A 13,400-nucleotide genomic window follows, 5' to 3' on the forward strand; every position below is an offset into this window, starting at 1 on the left:
CCGTTGACGACCGTCGCGCCGCAGCCGGCACGGACCGCCGTGGCCGCGCCCTCCCGCAGCCTCCGGCACACGGTCACGCCGCTGCTCGTCAGCGTGCTCGCCGCCGCCGGGGTCGCGGTCACCTACTACACGTTCGTCCGGACCCCGCTCGGCCAGGCCGTCGACACCGCCGTGATGTCCGGCGGCGACGTCGACCACCCGCGGGTGGCCGACGTGCTGAGCAAGGCCCTGCAGTACACCCACCTCACGCTGCTCGCCCTGGTCTGCGTGCTGGCCGCCGCGTTCGGTGTGCTCCGGCGCCGCCTCGACCTGTCGATCGGCGCCGCGTTCGTGGTGGGTGCCGCGAATCTGACGACCCAGTACCTCAAGTCGCACCTGACCCGGCCCGACCTGGACGGCCTGGCGATGCCGAACTCGTTCCCCAGCGGCCACGTCACCGCCGCCGCCTCGGTCGCGTTCGTGCTGGTGCTGGTCTTCCCCCGGGCGCTGCGCGGCACCATCGGCCTGATCGGCGCCGGCTACGTCACGCTCGTCGCGATCGCCACCGTCTGGGCCGAGTGGCACCGCCCGAGCGACGCCGTCGCCGCGCTGCTGATCGTCCTCGCCTGCGGCGGCGTGGCCGTCTGGGCCGTCCGGATGCGGCGGGCCGGCGCGCCCCGCCCGCTCCAGCTGCCGAACATGCTGGTCATGGCGGTCCTCGCGGTGACCGGAGCGGTGACCGCCGCGGCCGGCCTCCTCGGCCTGCTCGCCGTGGCCCTGGCCGAACGCGGCTCCCCCGGCTTCGTGTCCGAGCGGTTCGCGTTTCTCACCGGCAGTGCGGGCATCGTGGCCTGCGTCGCCGGTACGTTCATTCTCTGGGTGCGGCTCACGGCGGACGAACCGCCGGCCGGCCGGCCCAACCTGGGAGGCACCAAATGACACTGCCGTCGAACGATCCGACCACACCCGCACCCGGCGTTCCCGGTCCGGGCGCGCCCGCCGGCGGCTCGGTTCCGCCCGGGCCGGCCGGTGTGCCGACGCTGCCCGCACAGACCCCGGCCGCCGCGGCGCCGGCCGGTCCCACCGTGGTGGTCGGCACCTACCCGGAGTACGCGCAGGCCCAGCAGGCCGTCGACCACCTGTCGGACAACAAGTTCCCGGTCGAGCGGGTCTCCATCGTCGGCACCGACCTGCGCCTCGTCGAGACCGTGCTGGGACGGCTCACCACGGCCCGGGCGGCGGCGGCCGGCGCGGCCAGCGGCGCCTGGTTCGGCCTCTTCATCGGCCTGCTCTTCGGGATCTTCAGCGACAGCGGCTGGCTGGGCGTCATCCTCACCACGGTGATCATCGGCGCGATCTGGGGCGCGATCTTCGGCGCCATCGCGCACGCGGCCACCGGTGGGCGGCGCGACTTCTCGTCGCGGAGCTCGCTGCAGGCGGCGCAGTACGCGGTGATCGCCGACGCCGAGGTGGCGGACGAGGCACGGCACCTGCTGGTGCAGCTGAACTGGCGGGCCAGCGGGGCGCAGTGAGTCATCGGGGTTGCCGGGCCTGAGCGGCCCGGCACACTAGATCTCGCCGTCCAGCTGACGCCGCAGCTTCGTCAGCGCCTTGGTCAGCAACCGCGACACGTGCATCTGCGAGATCCCCACCTGGTCGGCGATCTGCGACTGGGTGAGATTGCCGTAGAACCGCAGCGTCAGGATCCGCTGCTCCCGCTCGTCAAGCATCGCCAGCGCCGGCCCGAGCGCGACCCGCGTCTCCGCGATCTCGTACTCGTGGTCCTCGCACCCGAGGGTGTCCCCCAGCTCGGTGTTCCCGTCGGCGGAGATCGGCGTGGACAGGCTGGTGGCGTTGTAGGCGCGGGCGCCCTCCAGCCCTTCGAGCACGTCCTCCTCGCTGATCCCGAGATGGCCGGCTATGTCCGGCACGGTCGGCGAGCGTCCGAGAGTGTGGGTGAGCGTGCTGTTCGCCTCGGTTATCGCCAGCCGCAGCTCCTGCAACCGGCGCGGCACCCGCACGGACCAGGTCCGGTCCCGGAAGTGCCGCTTGATCTCCCCGATGATCGTCGGGATCGCGTAGCCGGCGAAGTCGACCCCACGCTCCGGGTCGAACTTGTCGACCGCCTTGATCAGGCCGACGGTCGCGGTCTGGATCAGGTCGTCGGTGGGCTCGCCGCGACCGGAGTACCGATGGGCGAGATGGCGGGCGAGCGGAAGCCAGGCCTCGATGGCCCGGTCCCGCAGAGCCGCTCGGGCCGGATCGCCGGCCGGCACGGCCGCGAGGGCGGCGAGCCGGTCGGCCGCGCTGGTCGGCGCGGTGTCCAGAACTGTCATGTCAGGTCCTCCATCACAGCGGGCAGAGAGCCGTGCCCGCGAGCGGCGACCGTTCTGAAGTGCAACGCTATCCGAGAAGCCTACTCGCGCCTAGCCGAAAGGATGAGTGACGTTGCGTGAATGCGGGAACACCGGAACGAATTCATCCGGACGAGCCCGGAAAGCTCACCCGGAATCCGCGTGGTAGACACGCAACGGCAAGCACCTGAGCGGGAGAAGGAAGACGGATGACCATCCTCGGCATCGACATCGGCGGCTCCGGCGTGAAAGGCGCCCCGGTCGACACGGTGCGCGGTGAGCTGCTCGCTGAGCGGTTCCGCGTGCCCACCCCCCAGCCGGCGACCGTGGAGAGCGTCGTGGAAGCGGTGGCCGAGGTCGCCGAGAGGTTCGGCGACTTCGAGCGGGTCGGCATCACCTTCCCCGGCGTCGTCGTCGACGGGGTGACCCGCAGCGCGGCGAACGTGGACAAGTCGTGGCTCGACGCGCCCGCCGCCAAGCTCTTCACCGAGCGGCTGGGCAAGCCGGCCACCGTGCTCAACGACGCGGACGCGGCGGGCGCCGCCGAGGTGGCGTTCGGCGCGGGGCGTGACCAGTCCGGCCTGATCATGATGGTCACGCTGGGCACCGGCATCGGCAGCGCGCTGTTCCTGGACGGCGTGCTGATCCCGAACACCGAGCTGGGCCACCTGGAGATCGACGGCAAGGACGCGGAGCTGCTCGCCTCGGACCGGATCCGGGAGCAGAAGGAGCTGTCCTGGGAGCACTGGGCGCCGCGGGTGGAGAAGTACCTGCGGCACGTCGAGATGCTGCTCTCGCCCCGGCTCTTCGTGATCGGCGGCGGCGTGAGCAAGAAGTCGGAGAAGTTCTTCCCGCTGATCGACATCCGGACCCCGATGGTCGCGGCCACCCTGCTGAACAACGCCGGCATCATCGGCGCGGCGGTCAGCGCCGAGCAGGCCGCAGCCGGTCCCGGCGGGCAGGACCCCGGTGCGATCCAGGTGGATGCGGCGGCGCAGGCCGCCAAGAGCTGACAAACCGAGGGGGTACGGGGTAATGGCGCGCACCATCGCGACGAACAACCGGGTCGGCCGGGACGAGCTGCTCGCATTTCTGCGGCATCGGCACCACGCGATCCTGATGACCACCCGCAAGGACGGCCGCCCACAGTCGTCGCCGAACACGTGCGGCGTGGACACCGAGGGCCGGATCGTCATCTCCAGCTACCCGGAGCGGGCCAAGGTGGCGAACGTCCGCCGCGACCCGCGGGTCAGCGTCTGCGTGCTGTCGGACGAGTGGAACGGCGCGTGGGTGCAGGTCGACGGGGTGGCCGAGGTGATCGACCTGCCGGACGCGGTCGAGCCGCTGGTGGAGTACTTCCGGGTCATCTCCGGCGAGCACCCGGATTGGGACGAGTACCGCCAGGCCATGCGCGACCAGGGCAAGTGCCTGATCCGCGTGACGATCGAGTCGTGGGGCCCGATCGCCACCGGCGGCTTCCCGCCCCGCCTGGCCGACGACTGAGACAACCAAGCAAGGCCGGCACCCCAGGAGGACAGGAGGATGCCGGCCTTGCTCGTTCATGGGGTCAGCGCAACCCGAGTCGGATCGCGCCCGCCGGTGTCGAGGGCTCCGAAATCGGCGAGGCGGAGCCGTGGTCGATTTCGGCGCCCTCGACACCGGCGTCAGAGGGCGCGATCCCCGCCGAGCGGAGCGAGGCCAGCAGGCTCAGCGTCGAGCAGGTACAGCAGCGAGTCGCGGTGCATCGCCGCGATCGGCTCCAGCAGGTCGGGGTGGCGCAGCAGCACGGCGGCCTCGCGGTCGCGGGCGTCGGGCTGCAGCAACCGGCGGAACTCGTTGGGCAGGCCGCCGCCGCGCCGGGCGTGCGGGCGGGGCCGCGGGTCGGGGATGGCGGGCAGCGCGGCGATCACCGAGTCGACGCCGCGGCGGGCCAGCATCGGGTCGGCGAGCAGGCAGGCGGCCCAGCTGACGACGACCTCGTCGACCCAGGTGCGCCAGCCCTCGCCGTCGGCGTACTCGTCCTCGGGCTCGCTGCCGGCCTTCCAGTCGAGCAGGGCGGAGCCACCGGGGCCGGCGATCGCGACCAGCGCGGCGTCGATCTCGGTGGGGTAGCGCAGCCACGCGGCGACCGTGACGGCCTGGCGGGCCTGGAGCTCGGCGAGGGTGCAGGCGACCGTGTTTGACTCACCGCCGGGGTAGGCGCGGGCCAGCCAGTGGGTGCTGGCGGCGATCACCGGGGACAGTGCGGTCGACGGTCCGGCCACGTGTTGCTCTCCTCCCTCAGGCGCCTGCCGGGTCCGGCTGGCGTCAGGGGTATAGCTCGGGTGCCCGGGCCCGCTCTTGAGTAAGGTTCCTCGATGGCAACGCACGGCAACCGAGGCGCTCCCCTGGTCGTGACGGTGGCGTCCGGGCAGGCCGAGCTGCGGCCCGATCCGGCGCGTCCGCAGGGCTGGACGCTGCTGGTCAACGACGTGCCGCAGTCGTATGTCGATCTTGCTGACCCGGAGCGCCTGGAGTTCCCCTACGTGCGTCAGATCGGTCGCGCGCTGCGGGCGTGGAGCGCCTCGGGCCGGACTGCTTCCGGCGGGACTGCTTCAGGCGTACCCAATCGGATCCTGCATCTGGGTGGGGGTGCGCTGACCGTGCCGCGCCTGGCGGCCCGGTGGTGGCCGGGCGTCGCGCAGAAGGTGGTGGAGCTCGATCCCCTGCTCGTCGATCTGGTCCGGCGGGAACTTCCGCCGCCTCCAGGGGTGGAGATCGAGGTGGGCGACGCGCGCGCGATCCTGGAGACCGAGGACCCGCGGGGGTACGACCTGATCGTCGCGGACGTGTTCGACGGCGCCGCCACGCCGGTCTCCGTGGCGACGCTCGGATTCGCGTCCGCGGCGGCCCGCGCGCTGCGCCCCGGCGGACTTCTGATCATGAACGTGACGGATGTCCCACCTCTGGCGTGGACGCGGATCCAGGTGGCGACCGTGCGCGCGGCGTTCGACCGGGCCGGACTGCTCGGACCGGCCGCTGTGCTGCGCGGACGGCGGGCCGGCAACGTGGTGCTGCTGGCCGGCGCTGTCCCCCGGGTGCCTACCGAGCGTGACGAGCGCCTGTTGCGAGCAGGTGAACTTGTCGTGTTTTCCGGCGGCGCGCGGCCGCGTCTGGATGCGCCGCGGTAGGTGTGCTCCGGTAGGTTGAGACGCATCGGCGATCGGCCGGTTTCATCTCCTCCACTGCGGAGAAGTCATAGAGACGCCGGCGGTGGTTTTCCCGGTCGCCGAGTCCTCCCGCGCCCCTCTGACTACGGTGGAGATCATGACCGGACGCTTCCCGATCGAAGACGTGACACCGGCCGTTTCCGGTGGCCGCTACCCCGCGAAGGCGGTGGTCGGCGAAGTGGTCCCGGTTTCCGCCGTGTCCTATCGGGAAGGACACCACGCGCTCGGCGTGAACGTGGTATGGCGCGGCCCGGACGGCGAGACCAAGCCGTTCACCCGGATGGCCCCGGGCGCGCCGGGCCTGGACCAGTGGCACGCCACGATCCGCCCGGACCAGGTGGGCCGGTGGACGTTCACGGTGGAGGCGTTCGACGATCCGTACCGGACCTGGCGCAACGCCGTGGTCAAGAAGATCGAGGCCGGGCAGGGCCTGGAGGACCTGGCGAACGACCTGGCCGAGGGCGCCGAGATCCTGGACCTCGCCGTGAAGATCGTGCCGGCCGAGGACGAGGAGCGGGTCCGCGAGGCGGCCGCCGCGCTCCGTGACGAGCAGCGGTCGCTCTTCGCCCGGGTGACGCCCGGCGTGGAGCTGGAGGAGCTGCTCTGGCACAACCCGGTGCGGCAGCTGGTCACCACGACCCGCTCGTTCGCGCTCTGGGTGGACCGCAAGCGCGCCCTCTACTCCTCGTGGTACGAGTTCTTCCCGCGCTCCGAAGGCGCCGAGATCGGCCCGGACGCCACGCCGATCAAGCACGGCACCTTCCGGACCGCGGCCGAGCGCCTGCCGGCGGTCGCGGCGATGGGCTTCAACGTGGTCTACCTGCCGCCGATCCACCCGATCGGCAAGATCAACCGCAAGGGCCGGAACAACACCCTGGTGGCCCGCCCGGAGGACGTCGGCTCGCCGTGGGCGATCGGCTCGGACGAGGGCGGCCACGACGCGATCCACCCGCAGCTCGGCACGCTCGACGACTTCCGGTACTTCCGGGAGCGCACCGAGGAACTGGGCATGGAGGTGGCGCTCGACCTGGCGCTGCAGGCCGCGCCGGACCACCCGTGGGTCAAGCAGTACCCGCAGTTCTTCACCACCCGCGCCGACGGCACCATCGCGTTCGCCGAGAACCCGCCCAAGAAGTACCAGGACATCTACCCGATCAACTGGGACAACGACTACCGCACGCTGCGCGACGAGGTCTACCGCGTGGTGATGCACTGGGTGAACAACGGCGTGAAGATCTTCCGCGTCGACAACCCGCACACCAAGGCGGTCAACTTCTGGCAGTGGCTGATCCCCAAGGTCAAGGAGAGCGACCCGGACGTGCTCTTCCTGGCCGAGGCGTTCACCCGCCCGGCCATGATGAACGGGCTCGGCAAGATCGGCTTCACGCAGTCCTACACGTACTTCACCTGGCGCACCACCGCCTGGGAGATGCGGGAGTACATGGAGCAGCTGCTCACCACGCTCGACTGGATGCGGCCGAACTTCTGGCCGAACACCCCCGACATCCTGCACGAGTCCCTGCAGCACGGCGGCCCGCCGATGTTCAAGATCCGCGCGGTGCTGGCGACGATGCTGACCCCGTCCTGGGGCATGTACTCGGGATACGAACTGTTCGAGCACGTCGCCCGCCCCGGCGCCGAGGAGTACATCGACAACGAGAAGTTCGAGCTGAAGCCCCGCGACTGGGCCGGGGCCGAGCGGGCGGGACGGTCGCTCGCGCCGTACCTGACCCGGCTCAACCGGATCCGGGACGAGAACCCCGCCCTGCACTGGCTGCGCAACCTGCGCTTCCACGAGGTCGACAACGGCGCGATGCTCTGCTTCTCGAAGCGGGACGACGAGACCGGGAACACGATTCTGGTGATCGTCTCGTTCGATTCCAGCAACGTGCAATGGGGCAACACCACACTCGACATGGCGGCGCTCGGCCTCGGCTGGCACGACCGGTTCACCGTGGTCGACCAGATCACCGGGGCGACGTACGAGTGGGGTCAGTTCAACGCGGTCCGGATCGACCCGTACGTCGAGCCGGCACACATCTTCGTCGTGCAGACGGGGTAGGGGGAACACGATGGAGTTGACGAGCGAGCACGATCCGGTCGAGGGGAGCCACACCGAGGACGGTGTGGTCGAGCACCCGACCTCCGACGACTTCGGCCACGCCCGGGCGCTCCCCGCCGACCGCACCTGGTTCCAGCGCGCGGTCTTCTACGAAGTGCTGGTGCGCGCGTTCTACGACTCGGGCTCGGACGGCGGCGGCGACCTGCGCGGCCTGATCGAGCGGCTGGACTACCTGCAGTGGCTCGGCGTGGACTGCCTCTGGCTGCCGCCGTTCTACGACTCGCCGCTGCGCGACGGCGGGTACGACATCCGTGACTTCTACAAGGTGCTGCCCGAGTTCGGCACGGTCGAGGACTTCGTGGCGCTGCTGGACGCGGCGCACAAGCGCGGCATCCGCGTGATCACCGACCTGGTCATGAACCACACCTCGGACTCGCACCCGTGGTTCCAGGCGTCGCGGCACGACCCCGACGGCCCGTACGGCGACTTCTACGTCTGGAACGACACCAGCGACAAGTACAAGGACGCCCGGATCATCTTCGTCGACACCGAGGAGTCGAACTGGACGTTCGACCCGGTCCGGCGGCAGTTCTACTGGCACCGGTTCTTCTCGCACCAGCCGGATCTCAACTACGAGAACCCCAAGGTGCAGGAGGCCATGATGGACGTCCTGCGGTTCTGGCTGGACCTCGGCATCGACGGTTTCCGGCTGGACGCGGTGCCCTACCTCTTCGAGGAGGAGGGCACCAACTGCGAGAACCTGCCGGCCACCCACGCGTTCCTCAAGCACTGCCGCAAGGTGATCGACGACGAGTTCCCCGGCCGGGTGCTGCTGGCCGAGGCGAACCAGTGGCCGGCCGACGTGGTGGAGTACTTCGGCGATCCGCGCAGCGGCGGCGACGAGTGCCACATGGCGTTCCACTTCCCGCTGATGCCGCGCATCTTCATGGCGGTCCGGCGCGAGTCGCGGTTCCCGATCTCGGAGATCCTGGCGAACACGCCGGCCATCCCGGACAACTGCCAGTGGGGCATCTTCCTGCGTAACCACGACGAGCTGACGCTCGAGATGGTCACCGACGAAGAGCGCGACTACATGTACTCGGAGTACGCCAAGGACCCGCGGATGAAGGCGAACGTCGGCATCCGCCGCCGGCTCGCCCCGCTGCTGGAGAACGACCGCAACCAGATCGAGCTGTTCACCGCCATGCTGCTGTCGCTGCCCGGCTCGCCGGTGCTCTACTACGGCGACGAGATCGGCATGGGCGACAACATCTGGCTGGGCGACCGCGACGGTGTGCGTACCCCGATGCAGTGGACGCCGGACCGCAACGCCGGCTTCTCCACCGCCACACCGGGCCGGCTCTACCTGCCGGTCAACCAGGACCCGGTGTACGGGTACCAGGCGGTCAACGTGGAGGCCCAGCGGGACAGCGCCACGTCGTTGCTGAACTGGACCCGGACCATGCTGGCGGTCCGCCGCCGGCACGAGGCGTTCGCCGTGGGCACGTTCCGCGAGCTGGGCGGCTCCAACCCGTCGGTCCTGGCGTACCTGCGCGAGTACGGCGACGACGTCGTGCTCTGCGTGAACAACCTGTCCCGCTTCCCCCAGCCGATCGAGCTGAACCTGCAGCACTGGAACGGGTACACACCGGTCGAGCTCACCGGGCACGTCAACTTCCCGCGGATCGGGCAGTTGCCGTACCTTCTGACCCTTCCGGGACACGGCTTCTACTGGTTCCAGTTGTGCGGGTCGGAGGAGAAGCAATGACGCTGCCTTTCGCCGAGTGGTTGCCGAAACAACGCTGGTACGCGGGGCGCAGCCGGGTGCTCGCGTCCGTCAAGGAGGCGTCCGCGACGCCGCTGGGCGAGGAGCTGGACCTGGTCCTCGTCGACGTGGAGTACACCGACGGCAGCTCCGAGCGCTACCAGGTGATGGTCGGCTGGGGTGACGGCCCGCTGCCCGAGTACAGCACGATCGCCTCGATCGGCACGGCCGACGACGGCCGGGACGGCTACGACGCGCTCTACGACCCACGGGCCACCCGCCACCTGCTCGGGCTGGTCGACACCTCGGCCACCGCCGGCGACGTGACGTTCGAGAAGGAGCCCGGCGTCGAGCTGCCCCTGGAGGCGTGGCCGCGGGTCTTCGACGCCGAGCAGAGCAACACCAGCGTGATCTTCGACGAGGACGCGATCCTCAAGCTGTTCCGGCGGGTCACCTGCGGCGTCAACCCGGACATCGAGCTCAACCGGGTGCTCGGCCGGGCCGGCAACCCGCACGTGGCCCGGCTGCTCGGCTCGCTGCAGTCGGCCGACGACAGCGGCCCGTGCTCGCTCGGCATGGTCACCGAGTACGCGGCGAACTCGGCCGAGGGCTGGGCGATGGCGACCGCGTCCGCGCGGGACCTGTTCGCCGACGCGGAGATGCGCGCCGACGAGGTGGGCGGGGACTTCCAGGGCGAGTCGTACCGGCTCGGCGAGGCGGTCGCCTCGGTGCACCGGACCCTCGCCGAGGAGCTCGGCACCGGTCCAGCGCCGTTCCCGCTGGACGCCGTCCTGGCCCGGCTGCGCACCGCCGCCGCCGCGGTGCCGGAGCTGCAGCAGTTCGTCCCGGCGATCACCGCGCGGTTCGAGGCGCTGACCGGCGCGGAGGTGGTCGTCCAGCGGGTGCACGGCGACCTGCACCTCGGCCAGGTGCTGCGCACCCCGGAGGCCTGGCTGCTGATCGACTTCGAGGGCGAGCCGGGCCAGCCGCTCGACGAGCGCCGGATGCCGGACTCGCCGCTGCGCGACGTCGCCGGCGTGCTGCGCTCCTACGAGTACGCGGCCTACCAGTTGCTCGTCGACCAGGACGACGACGAGCACCTGGCGGCCCGCGCCCGCGAGTGGGTGGACCGCAACCGGGCCGCGTTCTGCGACGGGTACACCAACGTGGCCGGCGCCGACCCCCGCGAGCAGGGGGCGCTGCTGTCGGCGTACGAGCTGGACAAGGCGGTCTACGAGGCCGCTTACGAAGCCCGGCACCGCCCGGGATGGCTGCGGATCCCCCTGCGCTCCATCACCCGGCTCGTCGGATGACCACCCCGGAGGACAGAACCACCATGATCGGGAACACCACCTCGCGCCTCGCCGCCGACCAGCGCGCCATGGACAGCGTGATCTCCGGGGCGACCCACGATCCGCACGCCATCCTCGGCGCCCACCCGCACGGCGGGCACACCGTGATCCGGGCCCTGCGCAAGGGAGCGACGACGGTGGCGGTCCTGCACGACGGCGAGCGCACCGAGATGACCGCGGTGCACCCGGACGGCATCTTCGCGGCCGAGCTGGCCGGCACCGTGCTGGACTACCGGCTGGACGTGGACGGGACCCAGTGCGACGACCCGTACCGGCACCTGCCCACCCTCGGTGAGCTGGACCTGCACCTGATCGGCGAGGGCCGGCACGAGAAGCTCTGGAAGGTGCTCGGCGCGCAGCCGCGCGGCACCGGCGTGGCGTTCGCGGTCTGGGCGCCGAGCGCGCAGGGCGTCCAGGTGATCGGTGACTTCTCCGGCTGGGGGCCGTACGACGGGTGGCCGATGCGCTCGCTCGGCTCCAGCGGCGTCTGGGAGCTGTACGTCCCGAGCGCGCACATCGGCTCCAAGTACAAGTTCAAGATCCTCGGCCGGGACGGGGTGTGGCGCGAGCACGCCGACCCGGTCGCCCAGCACACCGAGGTGCCGCCGGCCACCGCGTCGGTGGTCTACCAGTCGTCCTACTCCTGGCACGACGAGCAGTGGATGCGCGAGCGCGCCCGCAAGTCCTGGCACCAGGAGCCGATCAGCTGCTACGAGGTGCACCTGGGCTCGTGGCGGCCCGGCCTGACCTACACCGAGCTGGCCGAGCAGCTGGTGGAGTACGTGCTGGAGATCGGCTTCACGCACGTCGAGCTGATGCCCGTCATGGAACACCCGTTCGGCGGCTCGTGGGGTTACCAGGTCACCGGCTACTACGCGCCGACGTCGCGCTTCGGCAGCCCGGATGAATTCCGGTTCTTGGTGGATAAATTGCACCAGGCCGGCATCGGCGTGATCCTCGACTGGGTGCCGGCGCACTTCCCGAAAGACGAGTGGGCGCTGGCCCGCTTCGACGGCACCCCGCTCTACGAGCACGGCGACTGGCGGCGCGGCGAGCAGCCGGACTGGGGCACCTACGTCTTCGACTTCGGCCGCAAGGAGGTCCGCAACTTCCTGGTGGCGAACGCCCTCTACTGGTGCGAGGAGTTCCACGCCGACGGCCTGCGGGTCGACGCGGTCGCCTCGATGCTCTACCTGGACTACTCCCGCAAGGACGGCGAGTGGACCCCGAACCAGTACGGCGGCCGGGAGAACCTGGACGCGATCAGCTTCCTGCAGGAGATGAACGCGACCGTCTACAAGCACCACCCCGGGGTCATGACGATCGCCGAGGAGTCCACCGCGTGGCCGGGCGTCACCCGCCCCACCCACCTGGGCGGCCTCGGGTTCGGCTTCAAGTGGAACATGGGCTGGATGAACGACACCCTCTCGTACATCGAGAAGGAGCCGATCTACCGGCAGTGGCACCACCACCAGATGACGTTCGCGACGGTCTACGCGTGGAGCGAGAACTACATCCTGCCGATCAGCCACGACGAGGTGGTGCACGGCAAGGGCTCGCTCACCGGCAAGATGCCCGGCGACACCTGGCAGAAGCTGGCCAACACCCGCGCCCTGCTCGGCTTCATGTGGGCGTTCACCGGCAAGCAGCTGCTCTTCATGGGCGCCGAGATGGGCGACGAGAAGGAGTGGAACGAGAGCGGCGGCCTGCACTGGGACCTGCTCGAGGACCCGCAGCGGGCCGGCGTGAAGACGCTGGTGAGCGACCTGAACCGGGTCTACCGTGAGTCGCCCGCGCTGTGGAGCCAGGACACCAACCCGGCCGGCTTCCGGTGGATCACCAGCGAGGACTCACAGCACAACACGTTCTCGTTCGTCCGCTTCACGCCGAACGGCGACACCCTGGCCTGCATCGTCAACTTCGCCGCGGTCCCGCACGAGGGCTACCGGATCGGCCTGCCCCGGGCCGGCCGCTGGACCGAGGTGATCAACACGGACAGTGAGATCTACGGCGGCTCCGGCGTCGGCAACATGGGCGCCGTGGAGGCCGAGCACGTGCCGTGGCACGGCTTCGACGCCTCGGCCGCGCTGCGCGTGCCGCCGCTCGGCGCGCTCTGGCTGCGCTACGAGGGCTGAGGTTCCTTCTGCTCGCCCCCGAGCCACTCGGGGGCGAGCAGGCCGTAGAGCAGGTCGTCGGTCCACTCCCCCTTGATGAACGTCTGCTGGCGCAGCCGCCCCTCCCGCTGGAAACCCAGCCGCTCCAGCAGCGCCGCCGACGCCGTGTTCCGCGCGTCGCACTCCCCCATCACCCGGTGCAGGCCCTGCTGCCGGAAGAGCCGGTCCAGCACCGCGCTGACGGCCTCAACACCGAAACCCCTCCTCTGGTACGGGGTGTCGACCGTGAAGCCGATCTCGGCCTGTCTGAGGTTGTCGTGCAGGCGCACGTAGACGTCCCCGATGAGCACCCGTTCGGCGGTGAGCTCCACCGCGTACTGGAAATGGCCGGCCTCGTCCGGTGAGCCGGCGGCGAAGTTGCGCACCGCGACCTCCGCCCGGTCGAGGGGGAACGGCGCGTCCCACGACTGATAGCGGGCCACGAGCGGATCCGACCGGTACTCCGCCAGCCGCGGCGCGTCGGACGCCCGGAAACGCCGCAGGGTGAGCCGTTCCGTCGCCATCA

General features: G+C 70.6%; 12 protein-coding genes. 9 read left to right on the forward strand and 3 right to left on the reverse strand.

Annotated features, from left to right (window positions below; translation table 11 throughout):
• The first annotated feature begins 3 nt into the window (after positions 1 to 3).
• Both AMIS_RS26790 and AMIS_RS26795 read left to right on the forward strand, forming a co-directional pair.
• Positions 4 to 918, forward strand: coding sequence for a phosphatase PAP2 family protein (locus tag AMIS_RS26790; RefSeq protein WP_231859096.1), 915 nt, complete (start codon positions 4 to 6; stop codon positions 916 to 918).
• Positions 915 to 1,511 (forward strand): general stress protein, encoded by a 597-nt coding sequence (locus tag AMIS_RS26795; RefSeq protein ID WP_014445557.1) that lies wholly within the window; start codon positions 915 to 917, stop codon positions 1,509 to 1,511. Before AMIS_RS26790 ends, AMIS_RS26795 begins: the two co-directional genes overlap by 4 nt.
• A gap of 36 nt (positions 1,512 to 1,547) precedes the next feature.
• Here AMIS_RS26795 and AMIS_RS26800 read toward each other — a convergent pair whose 3' ends face one another.
• Positions 1,548 to 2,315 (reverse strand): RNA polymerase sigma factor SigF, encoded by a 768-nt coding sequence (locus AMIS_RS26800; protein WP_014445558.1) that lies wholly within the window; start codon positions 2,313 to 2,315, stop codon positions 1,548 to 1,550.
• A gap of 227 nt (positions 2,316 to 2,542) precedes the next feature.
• Here AMIS_RS26800 and ppgK point away from each other — a divergent pair, with 227 nt between their 5' ends.
• Positions 2,543 to 3,346, forward strand: a complete 804-nt coding sequence (gene ppgK / locus AMIS_RS26805) for a polyphosphate--glucose phosphotransferase (RefSeq protein WP_014445559.1) — start codon at positions 2,543 to 2,545, stop codon at positions 3,344 to 3,346.
• Between the two features lie 22 nt (positions 3,347 to 3,368).
• Positions 3,369 to 3,836: a PPOX class F420-dependent oxidoreductase gene (locus AMIS_RS26810; protein ID WP_014445560.1), complete on the forward strand. Its 468-nt coding sequence runs from the start codon at positions 3,369 to 3,371 to the stop codon at positions 3,834 to 3,836.
• A 161-nt stretch (positions 3,837 to 3,997) separates the two neighbouring features.
• Here the strand turns inward: AMIS_RS26810 and AMIS_RS26815 are convergent, their stop codons facing one another.
• Positions 3,998 to 4,597: a hypothetical protein gene (locus tag AMIS_RS26815; RefSeq protein WP_014445561.1), complete on the reverse strand. Its 600-nt coding sequence runs from the start codon at positions 4,595 to 4,597 to the stop codon at positions 3,998 to 4,000.
• A gap of 93 nt (positions 4,598 to 4,690) precedes the next feature.
• Here AMIS_RS26815 and AMIS_RS26820 point away from each other — a divergent pair, with 93 nt between their 5' ends.
• From AMIS_RS26820 to glgB, 5 genes are all read left to right on the forward strand, one after another.
• Complete coding sequence (locus tag AMIS_RS26820) at positions 4,691 to 5,503, forward strand: spermidine synthase (protein ID WP_014445562.1); 813 nt, start codon at positions 4,691 to 4,693, stop codon at positions 5,501 to 5,503.
• 136 nt (positions 5,504 to 5,639) lie between these two features.
• Entirely contained in the window at positions 5,640 to 7,604 is a 1,965-nt protein-coding gene (locus AMIS_RS26825) for an alpha-1,4-glucan--maltose-1-phosphate maltosyltransferase (RefSeq protein ID WP_014445563.1), read from the forward strand.
• 10 nt (positions 7,605 to 7,614) lie between these two features.
• Positions 7,615 to 9,372, forward strand: a complete 1,758-nt coding sequence (treS, locus tag AMIS_RS26830; RefSeq protein ID WP_014445564.1) for a maltose alpha-D-glucosyltransferase — start codon at positions 7,615 to 7,617, stop codon at positions 9,370 to 9,372.
• Entirely contained in the window at positions 9,369 to 10,682 is a 1,314-nt protein-coding gene (locus AMIS_RS26835) for a maltokinase N-terminal cap-like domain-containing protein (protein WP_014445565.1), read from the forward strand. The genes treS and AMIS_RS26835 overlap by 4 nt, the downstream gene beginning before the upstream one ends.
• 68 nt (positions 10,683 to 10,750) lie before the next feature.
• Positions 10,751 to 12,856 (forward strand): 1,4-alpha-glucan branching protein GlgB, encoded by a 2,106-nt coding sequence (gene glgB, locus AMIS_RS26840; RefSeq protein WP_041831310.1) that lies wholly within the window; start codon positions 10,751 to 10,753, stop codon positions 12,854 to 12,856.
• On the opposite strand, the gene AMIS_RS26845 is transcribed toward glgB, so the two are convergent.
• Positions 12,844 to 13,398 (reverse strand): GNAT family N-acetyltransferase, encoded by a 555-nt coding sequence (locus AMIS_RS26845; RefSeq protein ID WP_014445567.1) that lies wholly within the window; start codon positions 13,396 to 13,398, stop codon positions 12,844 to 12,846. The two genes, glgB and AMIS_RS26845, sit on opposite strands and share 13 nt — an antisense overlap.
• Between the last annotated feature and the right edge of the window lie 2 nt (positions 13,399 to 13,400).

This window comes from Actinoplanes missouriensis 431, assembly GCF_000284295.1.
In the GTDB taxonomy this organism is placed as follows: Bacteria; Actinomycetota; Actinomycetes; order Mycobacteriales; family Micromonosporaceae; genus Actinoplanes; species Actinoplanes missouriensis.

Coding starts and splice junctions, on each gene's coding strand:
- AMIS_RS26825 (WP_014445563.1), top strand. CDS start 5,640: ATGACCGGACGCTTCCCGATCGAAGACGTGACACCGGCCGTTTCCGGT.
- glgB (WP_041831310.1), top strand. CDS start 10,751: ATGGACAGCGTGATCTCCGGGGCGACCCACGATCCGCACGCCATCCTC.
- AMIS_RS26835 (WP_014445565.1), top strand. CDS start 9,369: ATGACGCTGCCTTTCGCCGAGTGGTTGCCGAAACAACGCTGGTACGCG.
- AMIS_RS26845 (WP_014445567.1), bottom strand. CDS start 13,398: ATGGCGACGGAACGGCTCACCCTGCGGCGTTTCCGGGCGTCCGACGCG.
- AMIS_RS26820 (WP_014445562.1), top strand. CDS start 4,691: ATGGCAACGCACGGCAACCGAGGCGCTCCCCTGGTCGTGACGGTGGCG.
- treS (WP_014445564.1), top strand. CDS start 7,615: ATGGAGTTGACGAGCGAGCACGATCCGGTCGAGGGGAGCCACACCGAG.
- ppgK (WP_014445559.1), top strand. CDS start 2,543: ATGACCATCCTCGGCATCGACATCGGCGGCTCCGGCGTGAAAGGCGCC.
- AMIS_RS26810 (WP_014445560.1), top strand. CDS start 3,369: ATGGCGCGCACCATCGCGACGAACAACCGGGTCGGCCGGGACGAGCTG.
- AMIS_RS26795 (WP_014445557.1), top strand. CDS start 915: ATGACACTGCCGTCGAACGATCCGACCACACCCGCACCCGGCGTTCCC.
- AMIS_RS26800 (WP_014445558.1), bottom strand. CDS start 2,315: ATGACAGTTCTGGACACCGCGCCGACCAGCGCGGCCGACCGGCTCGCC.